Annotated in this window: 16 protein-coding genes and 1 other RNA gene; 13 read left to right on the top strand and 4 right to left on the bottom strand. The window is 56.5% G+C overall.

All coding sequences use genetic code 11. From position 1 onward, the window contains the following. Window positions 1-218: 218 nt before the first annotated feature. From RDO88_RS07545 to RDO88_RS07535, 3 genes are read left to right on the top strand one after another with little or no spacing between them, the layout of a single operon-like run. On the top strand, window positions 219-2,618 hold the full coding sequence (locus RDO88_RS07545) for a DUF5703 domain-containing protein (protein ID WP_307758792.1): 2,400 nt from the start codon (window positions 219-221) through the stop codon (window positions 2,616-2,618). 51 nt (window positions 2,619-2,669) lie between these two features. Beyond that, the gene (locus RDO88_RS07540) at window positions 2,670-3,869 is read left to right on the top strand and encodes a glycoside hydrolase family 88 protein (RefSeq protein WP_307758791.1); all 1,200 of its coding nucleotides are present in this window, start codon (window positions 2,670-2,672) and stop codon (window positions 3,867-3,869) included. A gap of 56 nt (window positions 3,870-3,925) precedes the next feature. Next, on the top strand, window positions 3,926-5,134 hold the full coding sequence (locus RDO88_RS07535; protein ID WP_374043922.1) for a DUF2264 domain-containing protein: 1,209 nt from the start codon (window positions 3,926-3,928) through the stop codon (window positions 5,132-5,134). A 109-nt stretch (window positions 5,135-5,243) separates the two neighbouring features. On the opposite strand, the gene RDO88_RS07530 is transcribed toward RDO88_RS07535, so the two are convergent. Together RDO88_RS07530 and rnpB are read right to left on the bottom strand one after the other, a co-directional pair. Beyond that, window positions 5,244-6,563, bottom strand: a complete 1,320-nt coding sequence (locus RDO88_RS07530) for a YhjD/YihY/BrkB family envelope integrity protein (protein ID WP_307758790.1) — start codon at window positions 6,561-6,563, stop codon at window positions 5,244-5,246. Between the two features lie 34 nt (window positions 6,564-6,597). Continuing rightward, window positions 6,598-6,966: RNase P RNA component class A (rnpB, locus tag RDO88_RS07525), an RNA gene on the bottom strand. Between the two features lie 111 nt (window positions 6,967-7,077). On the opposite strand from rnpB, the gene RDO88_RS07520 reads away from it, so the two are divergent. The 7 genes from RDO88_RS07520 to RDO88_RS07490 all read left to right on the top strand — a co-directional run bounded on the left by RDO88_RS07520 (window position 7,078) and on the right by RDO88_RS07490 (window position 15,749). Further along, window positions 7,078-8,286, top strand: coding sequence for an NlpC/P60 family protein (locus tag RDO88_RS07520; RefSeq protein WP_307758789.1), 1,209 nt, complete (start codon window positions 7,078-7,080; stop codon window positions 8,284-8,286). Window positions 8,287-8,410: 124 nt separating this feature from the next. Beyond that, window positions 8,411-9,586 (top strand): enolase C-terminal domain-like protein, encoded by a 1,176-nt coding sequence (locus tag RDO88_RS07515; RefSeq protein ID WP_307758788.1) that lies wholly within the window; start codon window positions 8,411-8,413, stop codon window positions 9,584-9,586. Window positions 9,587-9,673: 87 nt separating this feature from the next. Continuing rightward, entirely contained in the window at window positions 9,674-11,011 is a 1,338-nt protein-coding gene (locus tag RDO88_RS07510) for a transglutaminase domain-containing protein (protein ID WP_307758787.1), read from the top strand. A gap of 312 nt (window positions 11,012-11,323) precedes the next feature. Continuing rightward, window positions 11,324-12,859 carry a Do family serine endopeptidase gene (locus tag RDO88_RS07505; RefSeq protein ID WP_374043920.1) on the top strand — a complete coding sequence of 512 codons (1,536 nt, stop codon included), beginning with the start codon at window positions 11,324-11,326 and terminating at the stop codon, window positions 12,857-12,859. A gap of 295 nt (window positions 12,860-13,154) precedes the next feature. Then, window positions 13,155-14,015: an RNA polymerase sigma factor RpoD/SigA gene (locus RDO88_RS07500; RefSeq protein ID WP_008766632.1), complete on the top strand. Its 861-nt coding sequence runs from the start codon at window positions 13,155-13,157 to the stop codon at window positions 14,013-14,015. A gap of 135 nt (window positions 14,016-14,150) precedes the next feature. Beyond that, entirely contained in the window at window positions 14,151-14,555 is a 405-nt protein-coding gene (locus RDO88_RS07495; RefSeq protein ID WP_307758786.1) for a hypothetical protein, read from the top strand. A gap of 12 nt (window positions 14,556-14,567) precedes the next feature. Then, entirely contained in the window at window positions 14,568-15,749 is a 1,182-nt protein-coding gene (locus RDO88_RS07490; protein WP_307758785.1) for a clostripain-related cysteine peptidase, read from the top strand. A 184-nt stretch (window positions 15,750-15,933) separates the two neighbouring features. On the opposite strand, the gene RDO88_RS07485 is transcribed toward RDO88_RS07490, so the two are convergent. Continuing rightward, window positions 15,934-16,233: a hypothetical protein gene (locus RDO88_RS07485; RefSeq protein WP_307758784.1), complete on the bottom strand. Its 300-nt coding sequence runs from the start codon at window positions 16,231-16,233 to the stop codon at window positions 15,934-15,936. Between the two features lie 86 nt (window positions 16,234-16,319). Between RDO88_RS07485 and RDO88_RS07480 the strand changes: the two genes are divergently transcribed. The 3 genes from RDO88_RS07480 (at window position 16,320) to RDO88_RS07470 (ending at window position 22,262) form a co-directional block, all read left to right on the top strand. Continuing rightward, on the top strand, window positions 16,320-18,776 hold the full coding sequence (locus tag RDO88_RS07480; RefSeq protein ID WP_307758783.1) for an FAD-dependent oxidoreductase: 2,457 nt from the start codon (window positions 16,320-16,322) through the stop codon (window positions 18,774-18,776). Window positions 18,777-18,861: 85 nt separating this feature from the next. Continuing rightward, window positions 18,862-19,221, top strand: coding sequence for a winged helix DNA-binding protein (locus RDO88_RS07475; protein ID WP_307758782.1), 360 nt, complete (start codon window positions 18,862-18,864; stop codon window positions 19,219-19,221). Between the two features lie 158 nt (window positions 19,222-19,379). Next, window positions 19,380-22,262: a bifunctional fucokinase/fucose-1-phosphate guanylyltransferase gene (locus RDO88_RS07470; protein ID WP_307758809.1), complete on the top strand. Its 2,883-nt coding sequence runs from the start codon at window positions 19,380-19,382 to the stop codon at window positions 22,260-22,262. A gap of 80 nt (window positions 22,263-22,342) precedes the next feature. On the opposite strand, the gene rlmH is transcribed toward RDO88_RS07470, so the two are convergent. Beyond that, window positions 22,343-22,816, bottom strand: a complete 474-nt coding sequence (gene rlmH, locus RDO88_RS07465; RefSeq protein WP_205094579.1) for a 23S rRNA (pseudouridine(1915)-N(3))-methyltransferase RlmH — start codon at window positions 22,814-22,816, stop codon at window positions 22,343-22,345. Between the last annotated feature and the right edge of the window lie 24 nt (window positions 22,817-22,840).

Here is a 22,840-nt window from a genome sequence, read left to right as displayed (position 1 = left end):
GTATATTGAATATAAGAGTTGGAATTAGATTGAGGTGAATATCAGAAATGTATTTGATTTTCTTGATATTCACCTTTTGTTATTCTGTATTTGTGCTCGTGCACAATAGGCTTTTTTAATGCTTTTAAGTTAGGAGTTATTATCAATAAAATCTATCTTTGTGGCGAGTTAGGAGCTTATCTGAAAAAATAGAAGATATCATGAAACACTTTTCTTTATTGAATAGAATATTTCTGCTTGCTCTAGTATTGGGGCTGAGCCTTTATCCGTTTGGGCTGAACGCCCGCCAGCCTCATTGGACCTCACCCTATAACATTACCTGGTCCACCCCTTCGGCGAATGCTTCCCAGTCCATGCCGTTGGGGGGCGGCGATATCGGATGCAACGTCTGGGTGGAAAACGGCGATTTGCTGTTTTATATCCAACGCAGCGGATGCTTCAGCGAAAACGGGGAATACCTCAAGCTGGGACGCGTGCGTGTACGTTTGTCCCCCAATCCCTTTTCCGGATACAGCCGGTTTGAGCAGACTCTCAACCTGCACGACGGTGCAGTTACCGTTTCGGCCGACGCCCCTTCCGGGCTGGCTGTCAGCATAAGGATGTGGGTGGACCTATTTACCCATTCGGTTCATCTGGACCTTTCGTCCAACCGTTCCGTTGAGATGGAGGCATTTTACGAGAACTGGCGGACGGAAGACCGCGAACTGACGGACGACAACAGGGAACGTTTCGGCTGTTTCAGTCTGGAAGGATATCCGGGCAAGGTTGTCAAGCGGAAGGACCACGTCAGTTTCAAGGACGGTAGAATTCTGTTCTATCACCGCAATCCGGAAAGGACCCCTTCGCCCGATGTCATGGTGGAGCAGCAGGAAATGTCAGCATACAAGGACAGGATAACTAACGGAAACTGCTGGCGGACTTTCGGCGGGTATCTTTTCGGGAAGAATCTTGTGGAAGGCACTTGCGGAAAGGGAATATACGCCCGTACGCCTTATGATTTCTGGTCTTTGCGGAGCAGGAAGCCGGCCCGGAAATTCCACATGCAGGTCGTGACCCATGTCGGACAGGCACCTGTATGGGAGGAATGGATGTCGGAACTGGAAAGACAGGCCGGCCGTGCGGAAAGGGGAAAGGGCAGCGAAGCCCGGAATAGGCGCTGGTGGGCGGAATTCTGGAACCGGAGCTGGATTGTGACGGACCCCGGCCACAAGTCGGACGACGCCTTGTGGGAGATGGGACGCAACTATCAGCTGTTCCGTTACCAGTTGGGATGTAACCTGTACGGCGAATACCCCACGAAGTTCAACGGGGGCAATCTGACGTTCGATCCCGTTTTTGTCGATACCAGGAAAACGCACGATCCCGACTGGCGCCAGTGGGGAGGCGACGTCTTTACAGCCCAGAACCAGCGCCTGGTGTACTGGCCCATGCTGAAGAGCGGGGATACGGAAGGGATGCTTCCACAGTTTAACCTGTACAGGAAAGGACTCGAGGGGGCACGGCTGAAGGTGGCGCACTTCTTCGGACACAGGGGGGCGGCATTCTGTGAATACGCCAACGATGCCGGACTGGACTTCGGTGCCGGCTGGGGCTGGAAGGACGGGAAAATCCGCAAACGCGGTGAAGAACTGCCTTTCGGCTCGCCTGAAATCAATGCGACGACCAGCTATTTCCAACCGGTCGAGCGGGGTGTCATGGCCAACGGTTCCATATCCTACCACTGGGAGTCGCAGGTGGAGCACGCCTATATGATATTGGAGTACCACCGCTTTACCAGAAAGAACATTGACGGTTATATGCCCTTCATTAAGGATGCGCTGGTCTTCTTCGACGAACACTACCGGAAGAGGCAGATGATGAGAAGCGGAAAACCTTTGGACGAACGGGGGAAACTGGTGTTCTACCCCTCCACCTCCTGTGAATCCTATCGGGGGGCAAAGAATCCGGCGGACCTGATATCCGGCATACGCTCCTGTCTGGAAAGTCTGCTCGCATTGGAAAGCGACAGCCTGTCCGGAGCCGACAAACGCTATTTTGCGGAATATCTTGAACGCCTTCCTGAACTGTCTTTGGGTACGGTGGATGGCGACACCATTGTTCAGCCGGCCGAATCGTATGTCCGCTATCAGAATGTGGAGTGTCCCCAGTTCTACCCGCTGTTTCCGTTCAACCGTTATGACCTCAGCAGTCCCATGATTCCTCTGTTCAGGAACACCTGGAAGCATGGTACCTTCCCCAAGAACATGGTTATCAGCTGGCATCAGGACGGCATCTTCTATGCCCGTATGGGGATGGTGGATGAAGCTTACCGCTATAACATGAGGAAGCTGTCAAGCTCCTCCATGCGTTTTCCGACTTTCTGGGGGCCCGGCCATGACTGGACGCCTGACCATAACTGGGGCGGCTCGGGTATGATAGGTCTGCAGGAGATGCTTCTGCAGACGGTAGGCGACAAGATATACGTGCTTCCGTGCTGGCCGGAGGACAAAGATGTGCATTTCAAGCTGCATGCTCCCGGCAATACGGTGGTGGAAGTCGATTATCGGGACGGACGGATACAGAAGCTGGAAGTCTTTCCGAAGGCGAGGATGAAGGATGTGGTGAAGGTGTTGCAGTAGAAACTGACTGAATCTTAAATTATAATATTCATTTTAAAACTGTTTTTTAGTATGAGTAAAATTTCAATTGGAAATGCATGGGCATTGGCGGCTCTGTTGTTGGCATCGTGTGCCAGCCAACCGAAAGTGGAACCCATGGAAAGTGTGATTGCCCGAGGACTGGATGCGGCCACTGAACAGGCTGTCCTGATGGCGAAAGAGTTGGAAAACCAGGAAGGAAAGCTGCCCAAAAGTATCAAGGATGGTAAGCTGGAGACCAGCAACTGCTATTGGTGGTGCAGCGGTTTCTTCCCTGGCGAATTATGGTATCTGTATGAGTACAGCGAAAAGCCCGAACTGAAGAAGTATGCGGAGCTCTTTACCGATCGCCTGGAGAAAGTGCAGTATGTGACGAACAACCACGACGTGGGTTTCATGCTGTATTGCAGCTATGGCAACGGCTTGCGACTGACAGGCAATGAACATTACAAGGACGTGCTGGTGCAGGGCGCACGTTCGTTGAGTACCCGCTACAGACCTGCCGTACAGGCTATCCGTTCGTGGGATTTCGGCAAATGGCAGTATCCCGTTATTATCGACAACATGATGAATCTGGAGTTGCTCACCTGGGCAGGCAAGACTACGGGCGATACTCTCTTTACCCACATAGCCACGACGCATGCCAATACGACCATGAAGAACCATTTCCGTCCGGATTACAGTTCTTATCACGTTGTGTCTTATGATACGATTTCGGGCCAGCCTGAAAAGAAGCAGACCCATCAGGGATATGCAGATGAGTCGGCTTGGGCACGTGGTCAGGCCTGGGGGCTTTACGGCTATACAATGATGGCACGCGAAACGGGTGATGAGGCCTATCTGAATCAGGCCAAGCACATTGCCGCTTTCCTGATGAACCATCCCCGCATGCCGGAAGACAAGGTTCCTTATTGGGACTTCGATACGCCTGACATCCCCAACACGACCCGCGATGCTTCGGCTGCTGCTGTCATGGCTTCAGCTTTGATTGAGTTGAGCCAGCTGGACAAGTCGGCCGACGCACCCACTTACCTGGCTTATGCAGAAGACCAACTGCGCTCCCTCACTTCGCCCGAGTATCTGGCTGCCAAGGGAACCAATTGCAACTTTGCCCTGATGCACTCTACCGGCCACTTCAAGGCAAACAGCGAGGTGGATGTACCTCTGAGCTATGCTGATTATTATTATGTAGAGGCGTTGATGCGCTTGCGCAAGATTTATCAATCCAAATAAACAGAAAAACAAACATGAACTTGAAAAGACAAATGGCCGTGTGTGCGGCCTGGGCAATGGCGGCCGTTACGATGGTGGCCTGCGGAGAAAAACAAACGGTCAAGGAGCCGGATACAGGCGCTGAAGACCGACAGGTATGGGTGAATACGTTGGTAAAGATAGCCGACCCTGTGTTGAGCAATCTGGCGAACAATACATTGCGGGCCAACATGCCGCAGGAATCGCTGGACGAGAAACGTGTACAGAAATATTCCCACCTCGAAGCCGTGGGACGTACGGTGTGCGGCATCGCTCCCTGGCTTGAGCTGGGGGCAGACGATACGGAAGAAGGAAAACTTCGCGGCAAGTACATCCAGCTGACCTTGAAAGGATTGGCCAATGCGGTAGACCCTTCATCGCCCGATTACCTTGATTTTGGTACGCCTTCGCAACCTTTGGTCGATGCTGCTTTCTTGGCTCAGGGCTTGTTGCGTGCTCCCAAGCAGTTGTGGGGAGGTATGGACGAGACGACGCGCGAACGCATGATTACGGAGCTGAAGCGTTCGCGTGGCATCAAGGCCTTCAACAACAACTGGTTGCTGTTTGCTTCGATGGTCGAAGCCGCTCTGCTGGAGTTTACCGGCGAGTGTGACATGGAGCGCCTGACGTATGGCGTGGATACCTTCCGTGACAAGTGGTATGTGGGCGACGGTGTCTATGGCGACGGCCCCAAGTATCATGCCGACTACTACAACAGCTTCGTGATTCATCCGATGCTGACAGATGTGTTGCGCATCATGGCCAAGCACAAGATAGAGGGTGCGGAAGAGTTCCTGCCCGTGCAGATGAAGCGCTTCACGCGCTATGCCGAACAGCAGGAGCGTATGATTTCTCCTGAAGGAGCCTATCCGGTTGTGGGGCGTTCTATTGCTTATCGTGTGGGTGCCTTCCATGCGTTGGCTCATGCGTCGCTGATTCATGAATTGCCGAAGACGGTTACGCCTGCCCAGGTGCGTTGCGCGCTGACAGCTGTCATCGCCCGCCAGTTTGCTGCTCCCAAGACGTTCGACGAAAAGGGATGGTTGCGCATCGGCTTTGCAGGCAGCCAGATCAACATGTCCGAGACGTATATCAATACGGGCAGCACTTATCTGTGCACATCGGGCTTCCTCGCTTTGGGACTTCCTGCCAGCGATCCTTTCTGGAGTGAGCCTTTTGCCGCCTGGACGGGCCTGAAGGCTTGGAGCGGAGAGGATGTGAAGGCCGACCATGCCATCGGCAACTGATGACAATCCTTCCACGATAGGGAGATAAAAAAGAGAGGCTGTGTCAAGACAAACTTTCGCGAGTTCTTGACACAGCCTCTTGTCTTTTTTCTCTGCCTGTGCGAGGATACTACAAATCCTTCAACAACACCTCTTTGGCATTCCTGTAATATTCTTCGCGCGCCTTCAGCAGGGTTGTCCATTGTTCGCTATAGGCGTGCTCCCTGTCTATCTTGAAGTCTTCGGAGCCGTGCGAGTCGAGACGGTCGAGCAGGAGGGCCACATTCAGGCGGCTGATGTCGACCGAAGGCTGGTAGGAGAGCGATTCGCTCTTCTCGTCGGTGGCCACCTCGTGCACCAGCTTCACCTCCTGCAACTCTTCGAAGATGCGCCGCGTCAGGCGGATGGGTATCTGGCATTCTTCCGAGATTTCTTCGGCCGTGTAGGGCTGTTCGCCGCGGGCAAAGCGCTTGGCGATGAGCGACATCATCAGCACGGCCACGAAGTCGTGGTAGCGGCGGCTGATGTTGCGCGTATCCTTGTCGAAGCTGAAGTTGCTGATGTTCTGCCCCGCATAGGTGAGTTCGGCGCCGAAGAGGCAGATGGTCCATGATATCTGAAGCCAGAGGAGGAGCAGGGGGAGGGCGGCGAAGCTACCGTAGATGGCGTTGTAGCGCGACACCCACAACTGGCCGCTGATGTAGAGGAACTGGAAGGCCTGATAGGCTGTACCTGCCAGAATGCCCGATATGAGCGCATGCTTGAACTTCACCTTCGTGTTGGGCATGAAGATGTAGAGGCCTGTGAACATGAACCACGTCAGCACATAGGGGATGAGGCGCACCAGGAACTTGCCCAGAGGAGCCAGCAGGGTGAAGTCGTCCATGTTTTTCAGCATGGTGCTCATGAAGATGGACAGACCGCCCGAGAGCACCAGCAGGATGGGGATGAGGAGCAGCATGGAGAAGTAGTCGGTGATGCGGCGGTACACGCTCCGCGCTTTCTTCACCTGCCAGATGCGGTTGAAGGTCACCTCCATGTTGTTGATCAGGTTGAGCACCGACCAGAGCAACATGATGAGACCCACGCCGATGAAGATACCGTTCTTCGTCTGCGACAGATAGGTGTTGACAATGTTCAGGATGGCGCTGCTCGTCTCGTTCAGCCCGCCGAAGCCCGTCAGGATTTCATGCTCTATCACGTTGTCGAAGCCGAAGCCGCGCGCGATGGCAAAGACCACGGCCAAGATGGGGATGAGGGCAAACAACGTGCTGTAAGTCAGGGCGGCGGCCTTGTTGGCCAGGCGGTCTTTGGTGAAGCGGGTGATGCAGAGGTAGATGGTCTTGATGACGGTGTAGACGGAGAAGGTCGTTTTGTTCACCTCGTCTTCCGTGATGCGCCAGATGTCATCGGTGAGAAATTTCCAAAGTCTTGCGATTCGTTGGTTCATGGCAGCGTATACATATAAGTATAGAAAACAAAGAAAAAGCAGTTGGCCTGTAAGCCGGGTTCTGTGCCTCACCCCGAGGGGCAAGGTGTCTGTCATTTATCTGAGCCGCATGTCACCATACGAGCTTTAGCGGTCTACCCTCCGACATGGAACGAGCAGCTCTCCTGGCGTCGGTTTACATGACCTTACAACTCCCAAGACGCACAGCCCTTGTGTCGCCACAAGACTGGTGGGCTCTTACCCCGCCTTCTCACCCTTACCGTCCTCCCGAAGGAGGAAGGCGGTTGTTTTCTTCTGCGTTACTCTACCCTCGCGGACAGCTTTCTGTTAGGAAGTGGGATGCTCTGTGTTGCCCGGACTTTCCTCATGCACGCGGAGTGCAAGCGACAGACCGGCCAACTGCTTATGGGGGACAAAGGTACGATTTTCGTGGCAATAATGCAGGCTTTATGGAAATAATTCGTAGATTTGCTCATCAGATTGGACTTTTTAGAAACAAAAAACAAACGACGATATGGACAGACTACTGGCCCTTGCGGCATTCTTCGCACTATCTTTACTCCCCTGGTCGGCCTTGGCGGCGCAGGAAGAGGCCGTGCCCGACGAGGTGAAAGTCATCGGCCGCACCCTGAAGGCACGTTATGCGCCCGACAGGCGGGTGGCCCTCTTCGATGTGGATTATTCTCTGACGGGTGCGAAGAAGCTATTGTTGCGTGGCGTCACCACCTCGGCCGAAGCCAAGGCCGAACTGCTTTCTACCCTCGAGGCCCGCGGCTATGAGGCGGTGGACAGCCTCCGCCTGCTGCCCGACGAAAAGGGGCTGGAGGGAAAGACCTACGGCATCATCAACCTCTCTGTGGCCAGTTTGCGCGTGGAGCCCGACTATTCGTCGGAAATGACGACGCAAGCCCTGCTGGGTATGCCCGTGCGTGTGCTCGAGCGCAACGGATGGTATCGCATCCAGACGCCCGACGACTACATCGCGTGGGTGCATCGCGTCAGCGTCCTGCCCGTCACCCGCAAGGAACTCACGGCCTGGAATCGGGCGGAGAAGGTAGTCGTCACCTCGCACTACGCCTTCGTCTACTCCCAACCCGACCGACGCTCGCAGACGGTGTCCGACGTCGTGGCGGGCAACCGTCTGAAGCTGGAAGGCGCCGAGGGAGACTTCTACCGCGTGTCCTATCCCGACGGCCGCCGCGGCTATGTGGAGAAGTCCGTCGCCCTGCCCGAACGCGAGTGGCGCAAGAACCTGAAGCAGGATGCCGCCAGCATCATCCGCACGGCCCATACGCTGATGGGTGTGCCCTATCTCTGGGCGGGCACCTCGTCGAAAGGCATGGATTGTAGCGGCTTTGTGCGGACGGTGCTCTTCATGCACGACATCATCATCCCCCGCGACGCGTCCCAGCAGGCCTACGTGGGGCAGCACATCGACATCGCCCCCGACTTCTCCAACCTCCGGCCGGGCGACCTCGTGTTCTTCGGACGCAAGGCCACGGCCGAACGCAAGGAGCGGGTGGTGCATGTGGGCATCTACATCGGCGGACGGAGGTTCATCCACTCGCAGGGCGATGTGCGCATCAGCAGCTTCGATCCGCAGGACAAACGGTTCGATGCCTTCAACCTGGAGCGCCTGCTTTTCGCCACACGCGTGCTTCCATCTATTAATAAGGAAAAGGGGCTGAACACGACGGACAAGAACCCCTACTATCGGTGGTGAGCAGGAAAACACTGCTTTCGCCTCCGCAAAGCACCGTTTTCTCCTCCCGAAAGCATTGCTTTTCCGAGGAGGGTCGGGGTGGGGGCAGAAGCGATTCTGAAACTTAGATAAAAAGAAAGATACGATGCAAGACAGACGAACATTCCTGAAGACGGCGGCACTTGCCACGCTGGGTTCGGGCCTGATGATAAACGAAGCCTTGGGGGCCGGCAAGAAGCGCGGCACCTGGTTCAATGTGAACAGAAAGAGCGGGGTGCGGGCGCAGATGAAGTTGCGCTTCTTCGCCTACGAACTGAAGTTGCGCCATGTCTTTACCGTGGCCACCTACTCGCGCAGCACCACGCCCGACGTGCAGGTAGAGTTGGAGTACGACGGCGTCATCGGCTATGGTGAGGCCTCCATGCCTCCCTACCTCCAGAAGGAGCTGGGCACGATGGACAGCGTGATGGCTTTCCTGAAGAAGGTGCAGGACACCATCGGCCAGTTCTCCGACCCCTTCCAGTTGGAGGACATTCTGGCTTACGTCGACGGCCTGTCGGAGGGCGACGCGGCGGCCAAGGCGGCCGTAGACATCGCCCTGCACGACCTCGTGGGCAAACTCCTGCAGGCACCCTGGTACAAAATATGGGGGCTGGACAAGGAAAAGGCTCCGTCGACCACCTTCACCATCGGCATCGATACGCCCGAGGTGGTGCGCGAGAAGACAAAGGAATGTGCCGAGCGCTTCAACATCCTCAAGGTGAAGCTCGGAGGCAGCAACGACAAGGAGATGATCGAGACCATCCGTTCGGTCACGTCCCTGCCCATTGCCGTGGACGCCAATCAGGGGTGGACCGACCGCCAGCATGCCCTCGACATGATACACTGGCTCAAGGAGCAGGGCATCGTCATGGTGGAGCAACCCATGCCCAAGGAGCGGATAGACGACATCGCCTGGATTACCCAGCAGAGCCCTCTGCCTATCTTTGCCGACGAGGGCGTCCAGCGCCTGAAGGATGTACCTGCGCTGAAGGGCGCCTATACGGGCATCAACATCAAGCTGATGAAGTGTACAGGCATGCGTGAGGCGTGGAAGATGCTCAACCTGGCGCGCGCGCTCGACATGAAGGTGATGGTGGGTTGCATGACGGAGACTTCGTGCGCCTGTTCGGCGGCCGCCCAACTTTCGCCCGCGGTCGATTTTGCCGACCTCGATGGCAATCTGCTCATAGCCAACGACCGCTTCCGAGGCATGGAGGTGGTCAAGGGGAAGATTACCTTGCCCGACCTGCCAGGTATCGGGGTAGTGATTAATAATTGATAATTGAGAATTGAGAATTGAAAATGAAGAATAGCCGTGTGCGTGTGTTCATTTTCCATTTTCAATTCTCCATTTTCCATTAAATGTATGAAGAATCTGCTTTATCTTGTCCTGTTTCTGCTGGCCTTCTCGGCTTGCAACCGCAAGGCTTCCAGCGCTTCCTACTCATGGGAAGAAGACTTGCGCCATCGGCTGGCGATGGATTTCTGCCTGACCGAGGCCCAAGTGAAGGAATACATCCGCCGCTACCTGCCCGACGTGACCGACGAACAGATGCGCCAATGGGAGAAGACGGGCGCGCTGGAGTGCATGACAATCGACGGCGAGAAGCGCTACTTCCGCAACGCGGGCCCCAACCTCTTCCGCCTCGACTCCCTGTGCCGCGAGGCGAAGCTGGCCAAGGAAGGCGAGCAGGTGAGCACCAGCGACCGTGTGAATGCCGAGAACCTGCCTGAAATCTTGGCCGCTACCGACGGACGGGGCGACTCCTGCCTGGCGGCACCCAAGCGCATGCGTGTCACCTATCGGGTGACGGTCGACACCAATGCCGTGCCGGCGGGCGAGGTGGTGCGTTGCTGGTTGCCCTTCCCCCGCACGGACGTACCCCGCCAGCAGGACGTGAAGCTCATCTCGGCCAGCGAACCTTCGTACACGCTCACGACCGAAGGCACGGCCCATAGTACCCTCTACATGGAGAAGCGGGCGGTGAGCGGAGAGCCCACCGTCTTCTCGGAGACGTTCGAGTACACCTCTTATGGTGAGTGGCATGACATCCGTCCCTCCGACGTCCGCCCCTACGACACCACGACGGAGCTCTACCGACGCTACACGTCCGAGCGCGACCGCCACATCGTCTTCACGCCCCGCCTGCGCCAGCTGGCTGACAAATTGGCAGAAGGCGAAGACAATCCCTTCCTCAAGGCCCGCCGCATCTTCCAGTGGATAGATCATCACTTCCCCTGGGCCTCTGCGCGCGAGTACTCTACCATCGACAACATCCCCGAATATGTGCTCGACAACCGTCACGGCGATTGCGGACAGGTGACGCTGCTCTTCGTTACCCTCTGCCGCATTGCGGGCATCCCCGCCCGCTTTCAGAGCGGCTTCATGATGCAACCCCGCGCCTGGAACCTGCACGACTGGGCGGAAATCTACCTGGAGGGCATCGGTTGGGTGCCTGTCGACCAGTCGTTCGGCCTGGCTCCGTATGCGGAGAAGGCCGGTCAGCCCTATTTCTATCTGGGCGGCATCGACTCGTGGCGCATGGTGGTGAACCAGGATTATGGCATGCCGCTCGTGCCCGAAAAGAAGTATCCGCGGAGCGAGACGGTGGACTTCCAGCGCGGCGAAGTGGAGTGGGAGGGCGGTAACCTGTACTTCGACCGCTGGAGCTATCACATGGACATCGAGTATCTGAACTATTGAGCGGGCCTGTCCGTGTGCCTTGCCTGCGTTCAGGCTCCCTCTTGCGCCTTCCGTTCCTGCCGGCGAAGCATCTCTTTAGAGGGCGAAACATATTTTTACGCTCTAATGCTCAAAGTGTTAACGTGGCAGGAAACGTGCATAAATGCTAATTTGTCAGTCCTTGTCGTTAACCGCTGTTAAGCTCAAAAACGGCTCTGTTAAAAGAGAACAAAAAAGTATGACACGGAGAATAACAGAACGTTTTTTGTCGTTATTTTAACGTCGTAAAGTTAAAACGAACTCGAATATTAACACTTTAAAGAGATAAGAATTATGAAACGGACAGCAAAAATGGTAATGGGAGTCGCCGCCGGCGTACTTCTGAGTTCCGCGATAGGTGGTTTCACTGCCTATAAGTTGATGGCCAAGCAACAGATGGAAAACGCTACGTTCAACGAGCTTTTCCAGCAAAACCCCAATAATATAAGGTTGGCCGGCCTGAGTGCCGTCAATGCCCAACCGGTAGACCTGACCCAAGCCGCCGAAAGCTCGGTACACGCCGTGGTGCACATCCGCGCTACGGAGCTGAGCAAGACACGTACGGTGCAGATGCAGCCCGACATCTTCGACTTCTTCTTCGGCGACGGCCGCGGCCAGCAGCGTCAGATTCAGACGCAACCGCGTGTGGGCTTCGGTTCGGGTGTCATCATCTCGAAGGACGGATACATTGTGACGAACAACCACGTGGTCGAAGGTGCTGACGAAATCACCGTCAAACTCAACGACGAGCGCGAATTGAAGGGACGTGTCATCGGTACCGACCCCGACACCGACCTGGCTCTGCTGAAGATTGAAGGCGACGATTTCCCCACCATCCCTGTGGGCAACTCGGACAACCTGAAGGTGGGCGAGTGGGTATTGGCCGTAGGTAACCCCTTCAACCTGAACTCTACCGTTACGGCAGGTATCGTGAGTGCCAAGGCTCGTTCCATCGGTACTCCCTCGGCCGACGGACAGGCAGCCAGCATCCAGTCGTTCATCCAGACAGATGCCGCCATCAACCAGGGTAACAGTGGTGGTGCCTTGGTGAACGCCGCCGGCGAGCTGGTGGGCATCAACGCCATGCTTTATTCGCCTACGGGCGCCTATTCGGGCTATGGTTTCGCCATCCCTACCAATATGATGATGAAAGTCGTTTCTGACTTGAAGCAATACGGTGCCGTACAGCGTGCTCGTCTGGGCATCAGAGGCGGCGACTTTACAACCGACCTGCAGATGAGCGACGAGGTGGTAAAACAGATGGAGAAGCAGATGGAAGAGCTGGGTGTGAAAGAAGGTATCTTCGTGGCTAAGGTAGAAGATGGTGGTTCGGCCGCCGGCATCCTGCAGGAAAACGACGTCATCATCAAGATGGACGGCAAGAAGCTGCACAAGTTCTCCGACTTGCAGGAGGCTCTCTCCAAGTATCGTCCGGGCGACAAGGTGAAACTGACCATTGTCCGCGACAAGAAGGAAAAGGAAGTGACCATCACGCTGAAGAACGCCCAGGGCAACACGAAGGTTGTCAAGAGTGCCGGTATGGAAATCTTGGGTGCCGCCTTCAAGCCGATTGACACCGAACTGCGCCGCCAGCTCAACCTGGGATACGGCCTCGAAGTGACAGGAGTAAGCGACGGCAAGATGGCCGATGCAGGCATCCGCAAGGGCTTCATCATCCTGAAGGCCAACGGCGAGCCGATGAAGACCGTCGAAGATCTGGAGAGCGTGCTCAAGGCAGCTACTCAGACACCCGAACAGGTACTCTTCATCACCGGTATGTTCCCCTCGGGCAAGCGCGCCAGCTATGCGGTAGACTTGAGCCAGGAATAAGATGGAAGTATCAAGCATATAGGTATTAGATAAATAGTAGGTATTAGAATAGATATAAGATAGGTTAGACTCTTTTGATAAGGTAAGAAGGTTGAAGTTTGTTTAATTTATCTTGTAAAGGGTGCCGGCAAAAGAACTTGTCGGCACCTGTTTTTGTTTCTAATTTTATAAAAAGGGAAGCTTTGCAGGGGCTTCTCGAAGATTTTTGTAGAATCGGGGCAAAAAAGACGGCAAAAGATTGGTGCAGATCCGATATTTTGTTGTAACTTTGTCAACCCAATATGTGTATAGAAGAATGAGACAATTAAAAATTACCAAAAGTATCACTAACCGAGAGAGCGCTTCTCTGGACAAGTACTTGCAGGAAATCGGGCGTGAGGACCTCATTACCGTCGAAGAAGAAGTGGAGCTCGCTCAGCGCATCCGCAAGGGTGACCGTGTTGCACTGGAGAAACTGACACGTGCCAATCTGCGTTTCGTCGTATCTGTCGCAAAACAGTATCAGAACCAAGGCTTGAGTTTGCCCGACCTCATCAACGAAGGCAACCTGGGTCTGATCAAAGCAGCCGAAAAGTTCGATGAGACACGTGGTTTCAAGTTCATCAGCTACGCGGTGTGGTGGATACGCCAGTCCATTCTGCAAGCCCTGGCCGAACAGTCGCGTATCGTGCGTCTGCCGCTCAACCAGGTGGGCTCGCTGAACAAGATCAGCAAAGCCTTCTCCAAGTTCGAGCAGGAGAACGAACGCCGTCCGTCGCCCGAAGAGCTGGCCGATGAGCTGGAAATCCCTGTCGACAAAATCTCCGACACACTGAAGGTGTCCGGCCGCCACATATCGGTCGACGCGCCTTTCGTCGAAGGAGAAGACAACAGCCTGCTGGATGTTCTGGTGAACGACGATTCGCCTATGGCTGACCGCTCGTTGGTGAACGAGTCTCTTGCGAGGGAAATTGATAGAGCACTTTCTACGCTGACCGAGCGCGAAAAGGAAATCATACAGATGTTCTTTGGCATCGGACAACAGGAAATGACCCTGGAGGAAATCGGCGACAAATTCGGGCTGACCCGTGAGCGTGTGCGCCAGATCAAGGAAAAAGCTATCAGAAGATTAAGACAAAGTAATCGTAGCAAATTGCTCAAGTCCTACTTGGGATAAGTGGGAATATCGGTTTCCGACAAACAAAAAGAATTCAAAAAACGGTGGTGGCTTGCAGCCCTGCCGTTTTTTTTGTTACCTTTGTCCCCTATAAAAGTGATAAATAGGAATTTATTGACGTAAACAGAAAGAACTATGAAATACCTTCGTGTAGTTATGGCCCTGGCGGTGGCCTTCGTGCTTTGTTCCGCCTTTACGATGAAAAAAGACAAGGACAAGGAGAAACCCGTGTATGCCTTCGGTGTGGCGGCTTCGTTCAGCGACACCGTGGTCTATTATACCCCCGTCCAGCTGCTGGACAGCGTGGTGCTGGCCAAGAACGGCTTCCTGCCCCAGCGCGACCTGTATTCCTACCAGTTGAAGAACCACCTGGAGTATCAGATGAACAAGCCCAACTATACGTGCGTCATCTACTTCTCGGAAAACAAGGGCAAGCTCGAGAAGGAAGCTGCCAAGGTGAAGTCCGGCTATCAGAAAAGCAAGCAGACGCTTCAGGCTATCGAGCCCGACGAGTTCAAGTTCGAGAAACCGCAAGACTAAACCGGTGGCCCTATGTTCAGACGCAACGTTCTCGTGGTGATGCTGTTGTCGCTGCTGGCTTTGGCCTCGTGCGACAAGGAGGAGGCTCCCGAACCTTCGTCCTACAAGCGGACAGTGCTGGTCTATCTGGCGGCCGACAACAACCTCTCTTCCTTTGCCCTGCAAGACCTGGAGGAGATGAAGGAGGGCATGAAGCAGGTGGCCGACGGCACGCTTCATCTGCTTGTCTACATCGATACGGGCAGCTCGCCCCGCCTTGTGGAGCTGAAGAAGCAGGGCGGCAAGGTGGTGGAGGACGTGGTGCGCACGTACGACGACCGCAATTCGGTGGGCGTGGACGAAACGCGCGAGGTGTTTGCCGACGTCTTCGCCAACCCCGGCTTCCTGGCCGAGAGCTACGGCCTGATATACTGGTCGCACGCCGACGGATGGGTGCCCTACGGGCAGGCCTCGACCCGCTGGGTGGGGCAGGACAAGACGGACGGTGACCACCGCATGAACATCTCCGAGCTGGTTACCATCCTTCAGTCGGCACCCCATCTCGACTTCCTCATGTTCGACGCCTGCTTCATGTCGTCCGTCGAGGTGGCCTACGAGCTGCGCAGCTTTACCGACTACTACATCGGTTCGCCTACCGAGAACCCCGGCCCCGGCGCTCCCTACGAACGCCTGGTTCCCCTCATGGCCGCCGACCAGGCAGCGGTCGAGATGTCCAAGGTCTATTTTGCCGCCTACGAGGAAATCTATAACGGCGGTATCGGCATCAGCAACAACAACTGGACGGGCGGAACGTCCATCTGCGTGATGCGCACCGATGCCCTCGAACCGCTGGCTGCGCTCACCGCCCAGCTCCTGCCTGACGAGGTGGTGAATATTGCTGCGCTCAAAGCCGCTGTCTTCGACTACGACCACGACGGTTGGGGCCGCGACTACGTGGGCTACTTCGACCTGAAGCAACTCATGGAGCAGGTGCTCGACGATGCCTCGTATACCACGTGGACGCAGGCTTTCGACGCCGCCATTGCCTACTGGAGCACCACGCCCAAGAACTACTCCCAGTTTGTCGGCATGTTCTCCATGGAGGGTGCCAACGGCATCACCCACTACATCCCCGGCAGCAGCACCCAGCGCGATGCGGCCTACCGCTCCCTGAAGTGGTATCAGGATGCAGGGCTGGAGAAGCTGGGGTGGTAACGGATGTGTACTGTTCTTGTAATGATTTATGTGCAATGGCTGTTCTTTTGTGTAAAATTATTTCTATTTATTTTACTCTTTCCTTGCTTGATATTTGCAAACGCTTTTACATTCAACATTCAACAGTCAACAGTTCAACAGTAAGTAAAATCAGAAATCAGAAAACGTGCGACAAAAATTAATACTATATATAATATATATTATATATTATATATAGTATTAAAATATTTAACACTTTCTTCTTTTCAAGTCGAAGTTCATTTTGACTAACTGTTGAACTGTTGACTGTTGACTGTTGAATGTTAAAAACCTTATAACGCTTCGTGCTTTCTGAGTTTTTTGGGCAGAAAAAAGTTTGTTGGAACAGGGGAGGCGCTTCCTCCCCCGCAAAATGGTGTTTCTCTCCTCCGCAAAACGGTGCTTTCCTCCCCGCAAAACAATGCTTTCCAAAAGAAAATAATATCTTTTCTGATAAATTTTCCATTGGAAATTATGTTTTCTCGGAAATTATGCTTTTCTTTGCGGCGTGAAACCGAAAACAACAACGAAAACCCAACAACAAGAAACGTTATGAAATACCTGATTATTGGGGGCGTGGCAGGCGGAGCAACCGCCGCCGCCCGACTGAGAAGAGTGGACGAAGCGGCAGACATCATCCTGCTGGAGAAGGGAAAATACATCTCGTACGCCAACTGCGGCTTGCCGTACTACATCGGCGGCGTCATCGAAGACCGCGCCAAGCTGCTGGTGCAGACGCCCCAGTCGTTCGGGCAGCGCTTCCGCATCGACGTGCGTGTGGAGAACGAGGCCGTGGCCATCGACCCCGCCCGCAAGGCCGTGACCGTGCGCCGTGCCGACGGCACCACCTACGAGGAGACCTACGACAAGCTGCTCCTCTCGCCCGGCGCCACGCCCGTGCGTCCGCCCCTCGAAGGCATCGGCGAGGAGGGCATCTTCACCCTGCGCAATGTGGACGACACCGACCGCATCAAGGCCTATCTGGCGGAGAAGCGCGTGCGTCGTGCCGTGGTGGTGGGCGCGGGCTTCATCGGGCTGGAGATGGCCGAAAACCTGCACCACGCCGGCGTGGCCGTCTCGGTGGTCGAGATGGGCAATCAGGTGATGGCTCCCATCGACTACTCCATGGCCGCTCCCGTGCACCAGCACCTCGTGGAGAAGGGCGTGGGCCTCTACCTGGAGGAGGGCGTCACCAGCTTCCGCCGCACCGACGAGGGCCTCACCGTCTTCCTGAAGAGCGGACGGACCCTGCAGGCCGACCTTGTGCTGCTCTCCATCGGCGTGCGTCCCGCCACGGCCTTGGCCAAGGAAGCGGGCCTGAAGCTGGGCGAGACGGGCGGCATCTGGGTGGACGAGTACCTGCAGACCTCTGCCCCCGACGTCTATGCCGTGGGCGACGCCATCGAGTTCCCGCACCCGCTGACGGGCAAGCCCTGGCTGAACTACCTGGCCGGACCTGCCAACCGACAGGGACGCATCGTGGCCGACAACATGGCCCTGGGCAACGTCACCGCCTACGAGGGCGCCATCGGCACCTCCATTGCCAAGGTGTTCGACCTCACCGTGGCTTCCACCGGCCTGGCCGCCAAGCGCCTGAAGCAGCTGGGCATGGACTACCTGAGCTCCGTGACCCACTCCGGCTCGCACGCCGGCTACTATCCCGACGCCCTGCCCCTGACGCTGAAGCTGACCTTCGACCCCAAGACGGGCCGCCTCTACGGCGCCCAGTGCGTGGGTTACGAGGGCGTGGACAAGCGCATCGACCAGATAGCCCAGCTCATCAAGCACGGCGGAACGGTGTACGACCTCGTGGAAACCGAGCACGCCTATGCGCCGCCCTTCTCGTCGGCCAAGGACCCCATCGCCATCGCCGGCTATGTGGCCTCCAACCTGCTGAGCGGAGCCATGCCCGCCATCACCTGGCGCGAGCTGGCGGCGCAGAAAGACGGCCTCGTGCTCATCGACACCCGCACGCCCGAGGAATTTGCCTTCGGCACCATCCCTGGCGCCGTGAACATTCCCCTCGACAACCTGCGCCAGCGCCTGTCCGAAGTGCCGGCGGACCGTCCCGTCGTGGTGTTCTGCGCCGTGGGCCTGCGCGGCTATCTGGCGCAACGCATCCTGATGGGGCGCGGCTACACCAACGTGCGCAACCTGATTGGCGGCTACAAGACCTATTCCGCGGCCGTAGCGCCCGTTTTGCCTACCGAGGCATGTTCCTGTACCCGCGAGCCGTCCGCGTCGCACAGAGAGGCTGAAAATGCGTCGTGCGTGTGCGACCGCCCCGTGGTGCGCATCAACGCCTGCGGCCTGCAATGCCCCGGCCCCATCATGAAGGTCAAGGAGGCGATGGACGCCGCCGTGCCCGGCCAGCGCGTGGAAGTGGTGGCTACCGATGCCGGTTTTGCCCGTGACGCCTCTGCCTGGTGCCACACCACCGGCAACCGACTGATTGAAAAATCGGAGTCGAAAGGCCGCTATACCGTGCTTTTGGAGAAGGGAAATGGCGTTTGTGAGGCCGAAAACGGCGGAAATGGCGGTCGTGGAAAGACGCTGATCCTCTTCAGCGACGACCTGGACAAGGCGCTTGCGACTTTTGTTTTGGCCAACGGAGCGGCCGCCACGGGTCAGAAGGTGTCCATATTCTTTACCTTCTGGGGATTGAACGTGTTGAAAAAAGTGAAGAAGCCCGCCGTACAGAAAGACATCTTCGGCCGCATGTTCGGCTGGATGCTGCCCTCCAGTTCGCTGAAGCTGAAGCTCTCGCAGATGAACATGCTGGGCATGGGCAGCCGCATGATGCGCTACCTGATGAAGCGCAAGGGCGTGGATTCGCTGGAGAGCCTCCGTGCGCAGGCGCTGGCACAGGGCGTGGAGTTCATCGCCTGCCAGATGTCGATGGACATGATGGGCATCGCCCGCGAGGAGCTGCTGGACGAAGTGACCGTGGGCGGCGTGGCCACCTACATGGATCGTGCCGACCAGGCGAATGTGAACCTGTTTATTTAATGGATAATTGAAAATGGAGAATGGAAAATGGAAGAAACGGAAACGCCATTCTCCATTCTCAATTTTCAATTCTCAATTCTCAATTATGGAAGTTTTGTGTAAAATACGCGACATCTATCGGGCCATCGCCGAGTTCGAGGCCCAGTTTGAGCAGGCCTATGGCCTGTCGCTCAACGAAGGCATGCTGCTCTGTACGCTCCTGTCGCGGGGCAAGCTGAGCTCCAGCGAGGTGGCCGAGGCTCTGGGGCTTTCGGCCTCCAACGCGTCGAAAGTCATCCGCTCCGTCGAGGGCAAGGAACTGATTGTGCGCCAGGTGGGGCGCGAGGACAAGCGGCAGATGTACTTCGTGCCGACCCCTGCGGGCAAGGAGCTGATCGGGCGCATCAAGGCGGCCCATTTCGACCTGCCGCCCTTGCTGGCCGAGGCCGTGGGCCTGGGATGCTGAGTGGACGGTATCAAGATGAGACTTCGTTTTCTTTCAGGCGCAGCTTATGCGGATTTCACGGATTAATATTAATTTTCCGCGTTTTCCGCGTAATCCGTGCCTAAAGACAATAAATTTTCATCTTGATACGACAAAAAATCGTTATTTTTGTACCCAAAATTGAACATTACAAACAAAATAACGATATGCAGAAACTCTTGTCATTGCCTCCCAACCTGGTGGAGGCCTTTCCCGACCTTGCGCATGTGAACACAGATGAATGGTTTTGTACGTCCGACCCCGTTGGCATGAAGCTGGGTTCGGGTGGCGGCACCACCTGGCTCCTGCGCCAGTGGGAACAGAACCGCTCCGCCGAGGCCCGCGCCGAGAAGCGCATCCTCTTCCATGCCGGCGGCCAAAGCCGTCGCCTGCCCTCCTATGCCCCCTCGGGCAAGATTCTGACGCCTCTGCCCGTGTTCCGCTGGGAGCGTGGCCAGCAGCTGGGACAGAACCTGCTCTCTCTGCAACTCCCTCTTTATGAAAAGATTATGGAGCGTGCCCCCGAGTCGCTCCGCACCCTCATTGCCAGCGGCGACGTCTACATCCGCGCCGAGAAGCCCTTGCAGGACATCCCTGAGGCCGACGTCGTGTGCTACGGCTTGTGGGTGGACCCTGTGCTGGCCACCCATCACGGCGTGTTCGTGTCCAACCGCCAGACGCCCGAAGTGCTCGACTTCATGCTTCAGAAGCCCTCGCTGGCTCAGCTCGAAGACCTGTCGCAAACCCATCTCTTCCTGATGGACATCGGCATCTGGCTCTTGAGCGACCGTGCCGTCGAGCTGCTCAAGAAGCGCTCGCTCAAGGCCGAAGGGCCGGCCGACCCTGCCGTGCCCTGGTCCGACCTGCGCTACTACGACCTCTACTCCGACTTCGGCTTGGCTTTGGGTGCCAATCCCCGCATTGCCGACGACGAGCTGAACGCCCTGTCGGTAGCCATCCTGCCCCTGCCGGGCGGCGAGTTCTACCATTACGGCACCAGCCGCGAGCTGCTTTCGAGCACCGTCGCCCTGCAAGGCAAGGTGGCCGACCAGCGGCGCATCATGCACCGCAAGGTGAAGCCCAGCGCCTCCATCTTCACCCAGAACGCCGAGGTGGGCGTCAAGTTTATCGAGGGCAACAACGATGTGTGGATAGAAAACAGCTGCGTGCCCTCCACGTGGGTGCTGGGCGCCCGACAGATTATCACGGGTGTGCCCCACAACGACTGGACGCTGGCCCTGATGGACGGCACCTGCATCGACATCGTGCCCTTGCAGGGTGGGGGATGGGCCGTCCGCCCCTATGGTTTCGACGATGCCTTCAAGGGGGCATTGGACGCCATGGAGACCTACTATCTGAATACTCCCTTCTTCTGCTGGCTGAACGAGCGCGGTTTGACTTTGGACGACCTGTCCGGCCGTCACGACGACCTTCAGGCCGCTTCCATCTTCCCCGTGGTGCATGATGTGGAAACGATGGGGCGGATGGTGCGTTGGATGACCGAGGAACCCGACCTCGAAGGCATGCGCGAAGTGTGGCTCCAGGCCGAACGCCTCTCGGCTGACGAAATATCTGCCCGTGCCGACCTGCGCCGCCTCTGCGCCCAGCGCGAAGCCTTCGCCAGGAAGAATTGGGAATTACTTGCCACGAATTATGAGAAGAGCATCTTCTACCAGCTCGACCTGGCCGACGCCGCGCGCGAATACCATCGCCTCGACCTGCCCAAGCCCGCCCTGCTGCCCGACGATGCCCCGCTGATGCAGCGCATCCACAACAGCATGCTCCGTGCGCAGGTGGACAAGCTGGACGGCGCCGACTACAAGGCCGACGAACAGGCAGCCTTCGGCCTGCTCCGCGAAGGCCTGCTGGCCGACCTCTACGAACACAAGAGCCGCCCTGTGCTCAACGTCTATAGCGACCAGATTGTGTGGGGACGAAGCCCTGTACGCGTCGACATGGCGGGCGGATGGACCGACACGCCCCCCTATTCGCTCTTTGCGGGCGGGCATGTGGTGAACATTGCCGTCGAGCTCAACGGCCAGCCGCCCCTGCAGGTGTATGTCAAGCCCTGTCAGGAGTTCCACATCATCCTCCGCTCCATCGACATGGGTGCCATGGAGGTCATCCGCACGTACGAAGAACTGCACGACTATTGCAAGATAGGTTCGCCCTTCTCCATCCCCAAGGCGGCGCTGGTGCTGGCTGGTTTCTCGCCCAAGTTCTCCGAAGAGGGCTATGCCACACTGGCCGAACAGCTTCAGGCCTTTGGGACGGGCATTGAAATCACCCTGCTCTCGGCCATCCCTGCGGGGTCAGGCTTGGGCACCAGCTCCATCCTGGCGTCTACCGTGCTGGGTTCGCTGAGCGACTTCTGCGGCCTTTCGTGGGACAAGAACGAGGTATGCCGCCGCACCCTTGCCCTCGAGCAGCTGCTCACCACGGGCGGCGGCTGGCAAGACCAGTATGGAGGCGTACTCCAGGGCATCAAGCTCCTGCAGACGGAGCCGGGCTTCGTCCAGCAGCCCCTCGTGCGCTGGTTGCCCGACCACTTGTTTGTCCAGCCCGAATACCGCCCCTGCCACTTGCTCTACTACACGGGCATCACCCGTACGGCCAAAGGCATTCTGGCGGAAATCGTGCGCTCCATGTTCCTCAATTCGGGGCCGCACCTCTCCCTGCTGGGCGAGATGAAAGCCCATGCGCTCGACATGGCCGAAGCCATCCAGCGCAATGACTTCGAGGCCTTCGGCAAGCTGGTGGGCAAGACGTGGACGCAAAACAAGGCCCTGGACAGTGGTACCAATCCGCCGGCCGTAGAAGCCATCATCGACAAGATAAAGGATTACACGCTGGGCTACAAGTTGCCGGGCGCGGGTGGGGGAGGTTACCTCTACATGGTGGCCAAAGACCCGCAAGCCGCCTTGCGCATCCGCGAGACACTGACCCGCGAGACGCCCAATCCGCGCGCCCGCTTCGTCGAGATGTCTCTGTCGGACAAGGGGTTCCAGGTGTCGAGGTCGTAAATTAATGGAGAATTGAAAATTGAGAATGGAGAATTATTTCCCAATCGGGTCATTTTCAATTTTCCATTCTCCATTTTCAATTATTCATGATGGTAAGGGCTCCCGTTCAGGATGGACATGGCGCGATAGAGCTGCTCCACGAAGATGAGCCGCACCATCTGATGGGAAAAAGTCATGCGCGAGAGCGACATCTTCTCGTGAGCCGCGGCATAGACCTTCGGTGCGAAGCCATAAGGCCCTCCGATGATGAAGACCAGCCGCTTGTTCACCGTATTCATTTTGCGCTTCATGTAGTCGGCAAACTCCATGGAGCGCATTTCTTTTCCCCCTTCGTCGAGCAGCACCACGACGTCGCCCGGCTGGAGAGCTTTCAGGATCAGTTCGCCTTCCTTTTCCTTCTGCACCTCCTCGGAGAGGCTCTTGGTATTCTTCAGTTCGGGAATCACTTCCAGGTCGAACGACAGGTAGCGTTTCGTGCGTTGCACGTAGTCGCCGATGGCGGCAACAAAATGGGGCTCAACGGTTTTCCCTACGACAAGTAGAACTGTTTTCATGCTGTTTTTGATTGGATTAGCGAA

Origin of the sequence: uncultured Mediterranea sp. (genome assembly GCF_902493215.1) — a bacterium.
Taxonomy (GTDB): Bacteria; Bacteroidota; Bacteroidia; order Bacteroidales; family Bacteroidaceae; genus Bacteroides.
This window is presented reverse-complemented; position numbering and strand designations above follow the sequence as displayed.

What these genes read in the sequence shown, in the direction of transcription:
- RDO88_RS07540 (WP_307758791.1), top strand. Translation starts at nt 2,670, where the DNA reads ATGAGTAAAATTTCAATTGGAAATGCATGGGCATTGGCGGCTCTGTTG.
- RDO88_RS07535 (WP_374043922.1), top strand. Translation starts at nt 3,926, where the DNA reads ATGGCGGCCGTTACGATGGTGGCCTGCGGAGAAAAACAAACGGTCAAG.
- RDO88_RS07530 (WP_307758790.1), bottom strand. Translation starts at nt 6,563, where the DNA reads ATGAACCAACGAATCGCAAGACTTTGGAAATTTCTCACCGATGACATC.
- RDO88_RS07520 (WP_307758789.1), top strand. Translation starts at nt 7,078, where the DNA reads ATGGACAGACTACTGGCCCTTGCGGCATTCTTCGCACTATCTTTACTC.
- RDO88_RS07515 (WP_307758788.1), top strand. Translation starts at nt 8,411, where the DNA reads ATGCAAGACAGACGAACATTCCTGAAGACGGCGGCACTTGCCACGCTG.
- RDO88_RS07510 (WP_307758787.1), top strand. Translation starts at nt 9,674, where the DNA reads ATGAAGAATCTGCTTTATCTTGTCCTGTTTCTGCTGGCCTTCTCGGCT.
- RDO88_RS07505 (WP_374043920.1), top strand. Translation starts at nt 11,324, where the DNA reads ATGAAACGGACAGCAAAAATGGTAATGGGAGTCGCCGCCGGCGTACTT.
- RDO88_RS07500 (WP_008766632.1), top strand. Translation starts at nt 13,155, where the DNA reads ATGAGACAATTAAAAATTACCAAAAGTATCACTAACCGAGAGAGCGCT.
- RDO88_RS07495 (WP_307758786.1), top strand. Translation starts at nt 14,151, where the DNA reads ATGAAATACCTTCGTGTAGTTATGGCCCTGGCGGTGGCCTTCGTGCTT.
- RDO88_RS07490 (WP_307758785.1), top strand. Translation starts at nt 14,568, where the DNA reads ATGTTCAGACGCAACGTTCTCGTGGTGATGCTGTTGTCGCTGCTGGCT.
- RDO88_RS07485 (WP_307758784.1), bottom strand. Translation starts at nt 16,233, where the DNA reads ATGGAAAATTTATCAGAAAAGATATTATTTTCTTTTGGAAAGCATTGT.
- RDO88_RS07480 (WP_307758783.1), top strand. Translation starts at nt 16,320, where the DNA reads ATGAAATACCTGATTATTGGGGGCGTGGCAGGCGGAGCAACCGCCGCC.
- RDO88_RS07475 (WP_307758782.1), top strand. Translation starts at nt 18,862, where the DNA reads ATGGAAGTTTTGTGTAAAATACGCGACATCTATCGGGCCATCGCCGAG.
- rlmH (WP_205094579.1), bottom strand. Translation starts at nt 22,816, where the DNA reads ATGAAAACAGTTCTACTTGTCGTAGGGAAAACCGTTGAGCCCCATTTT.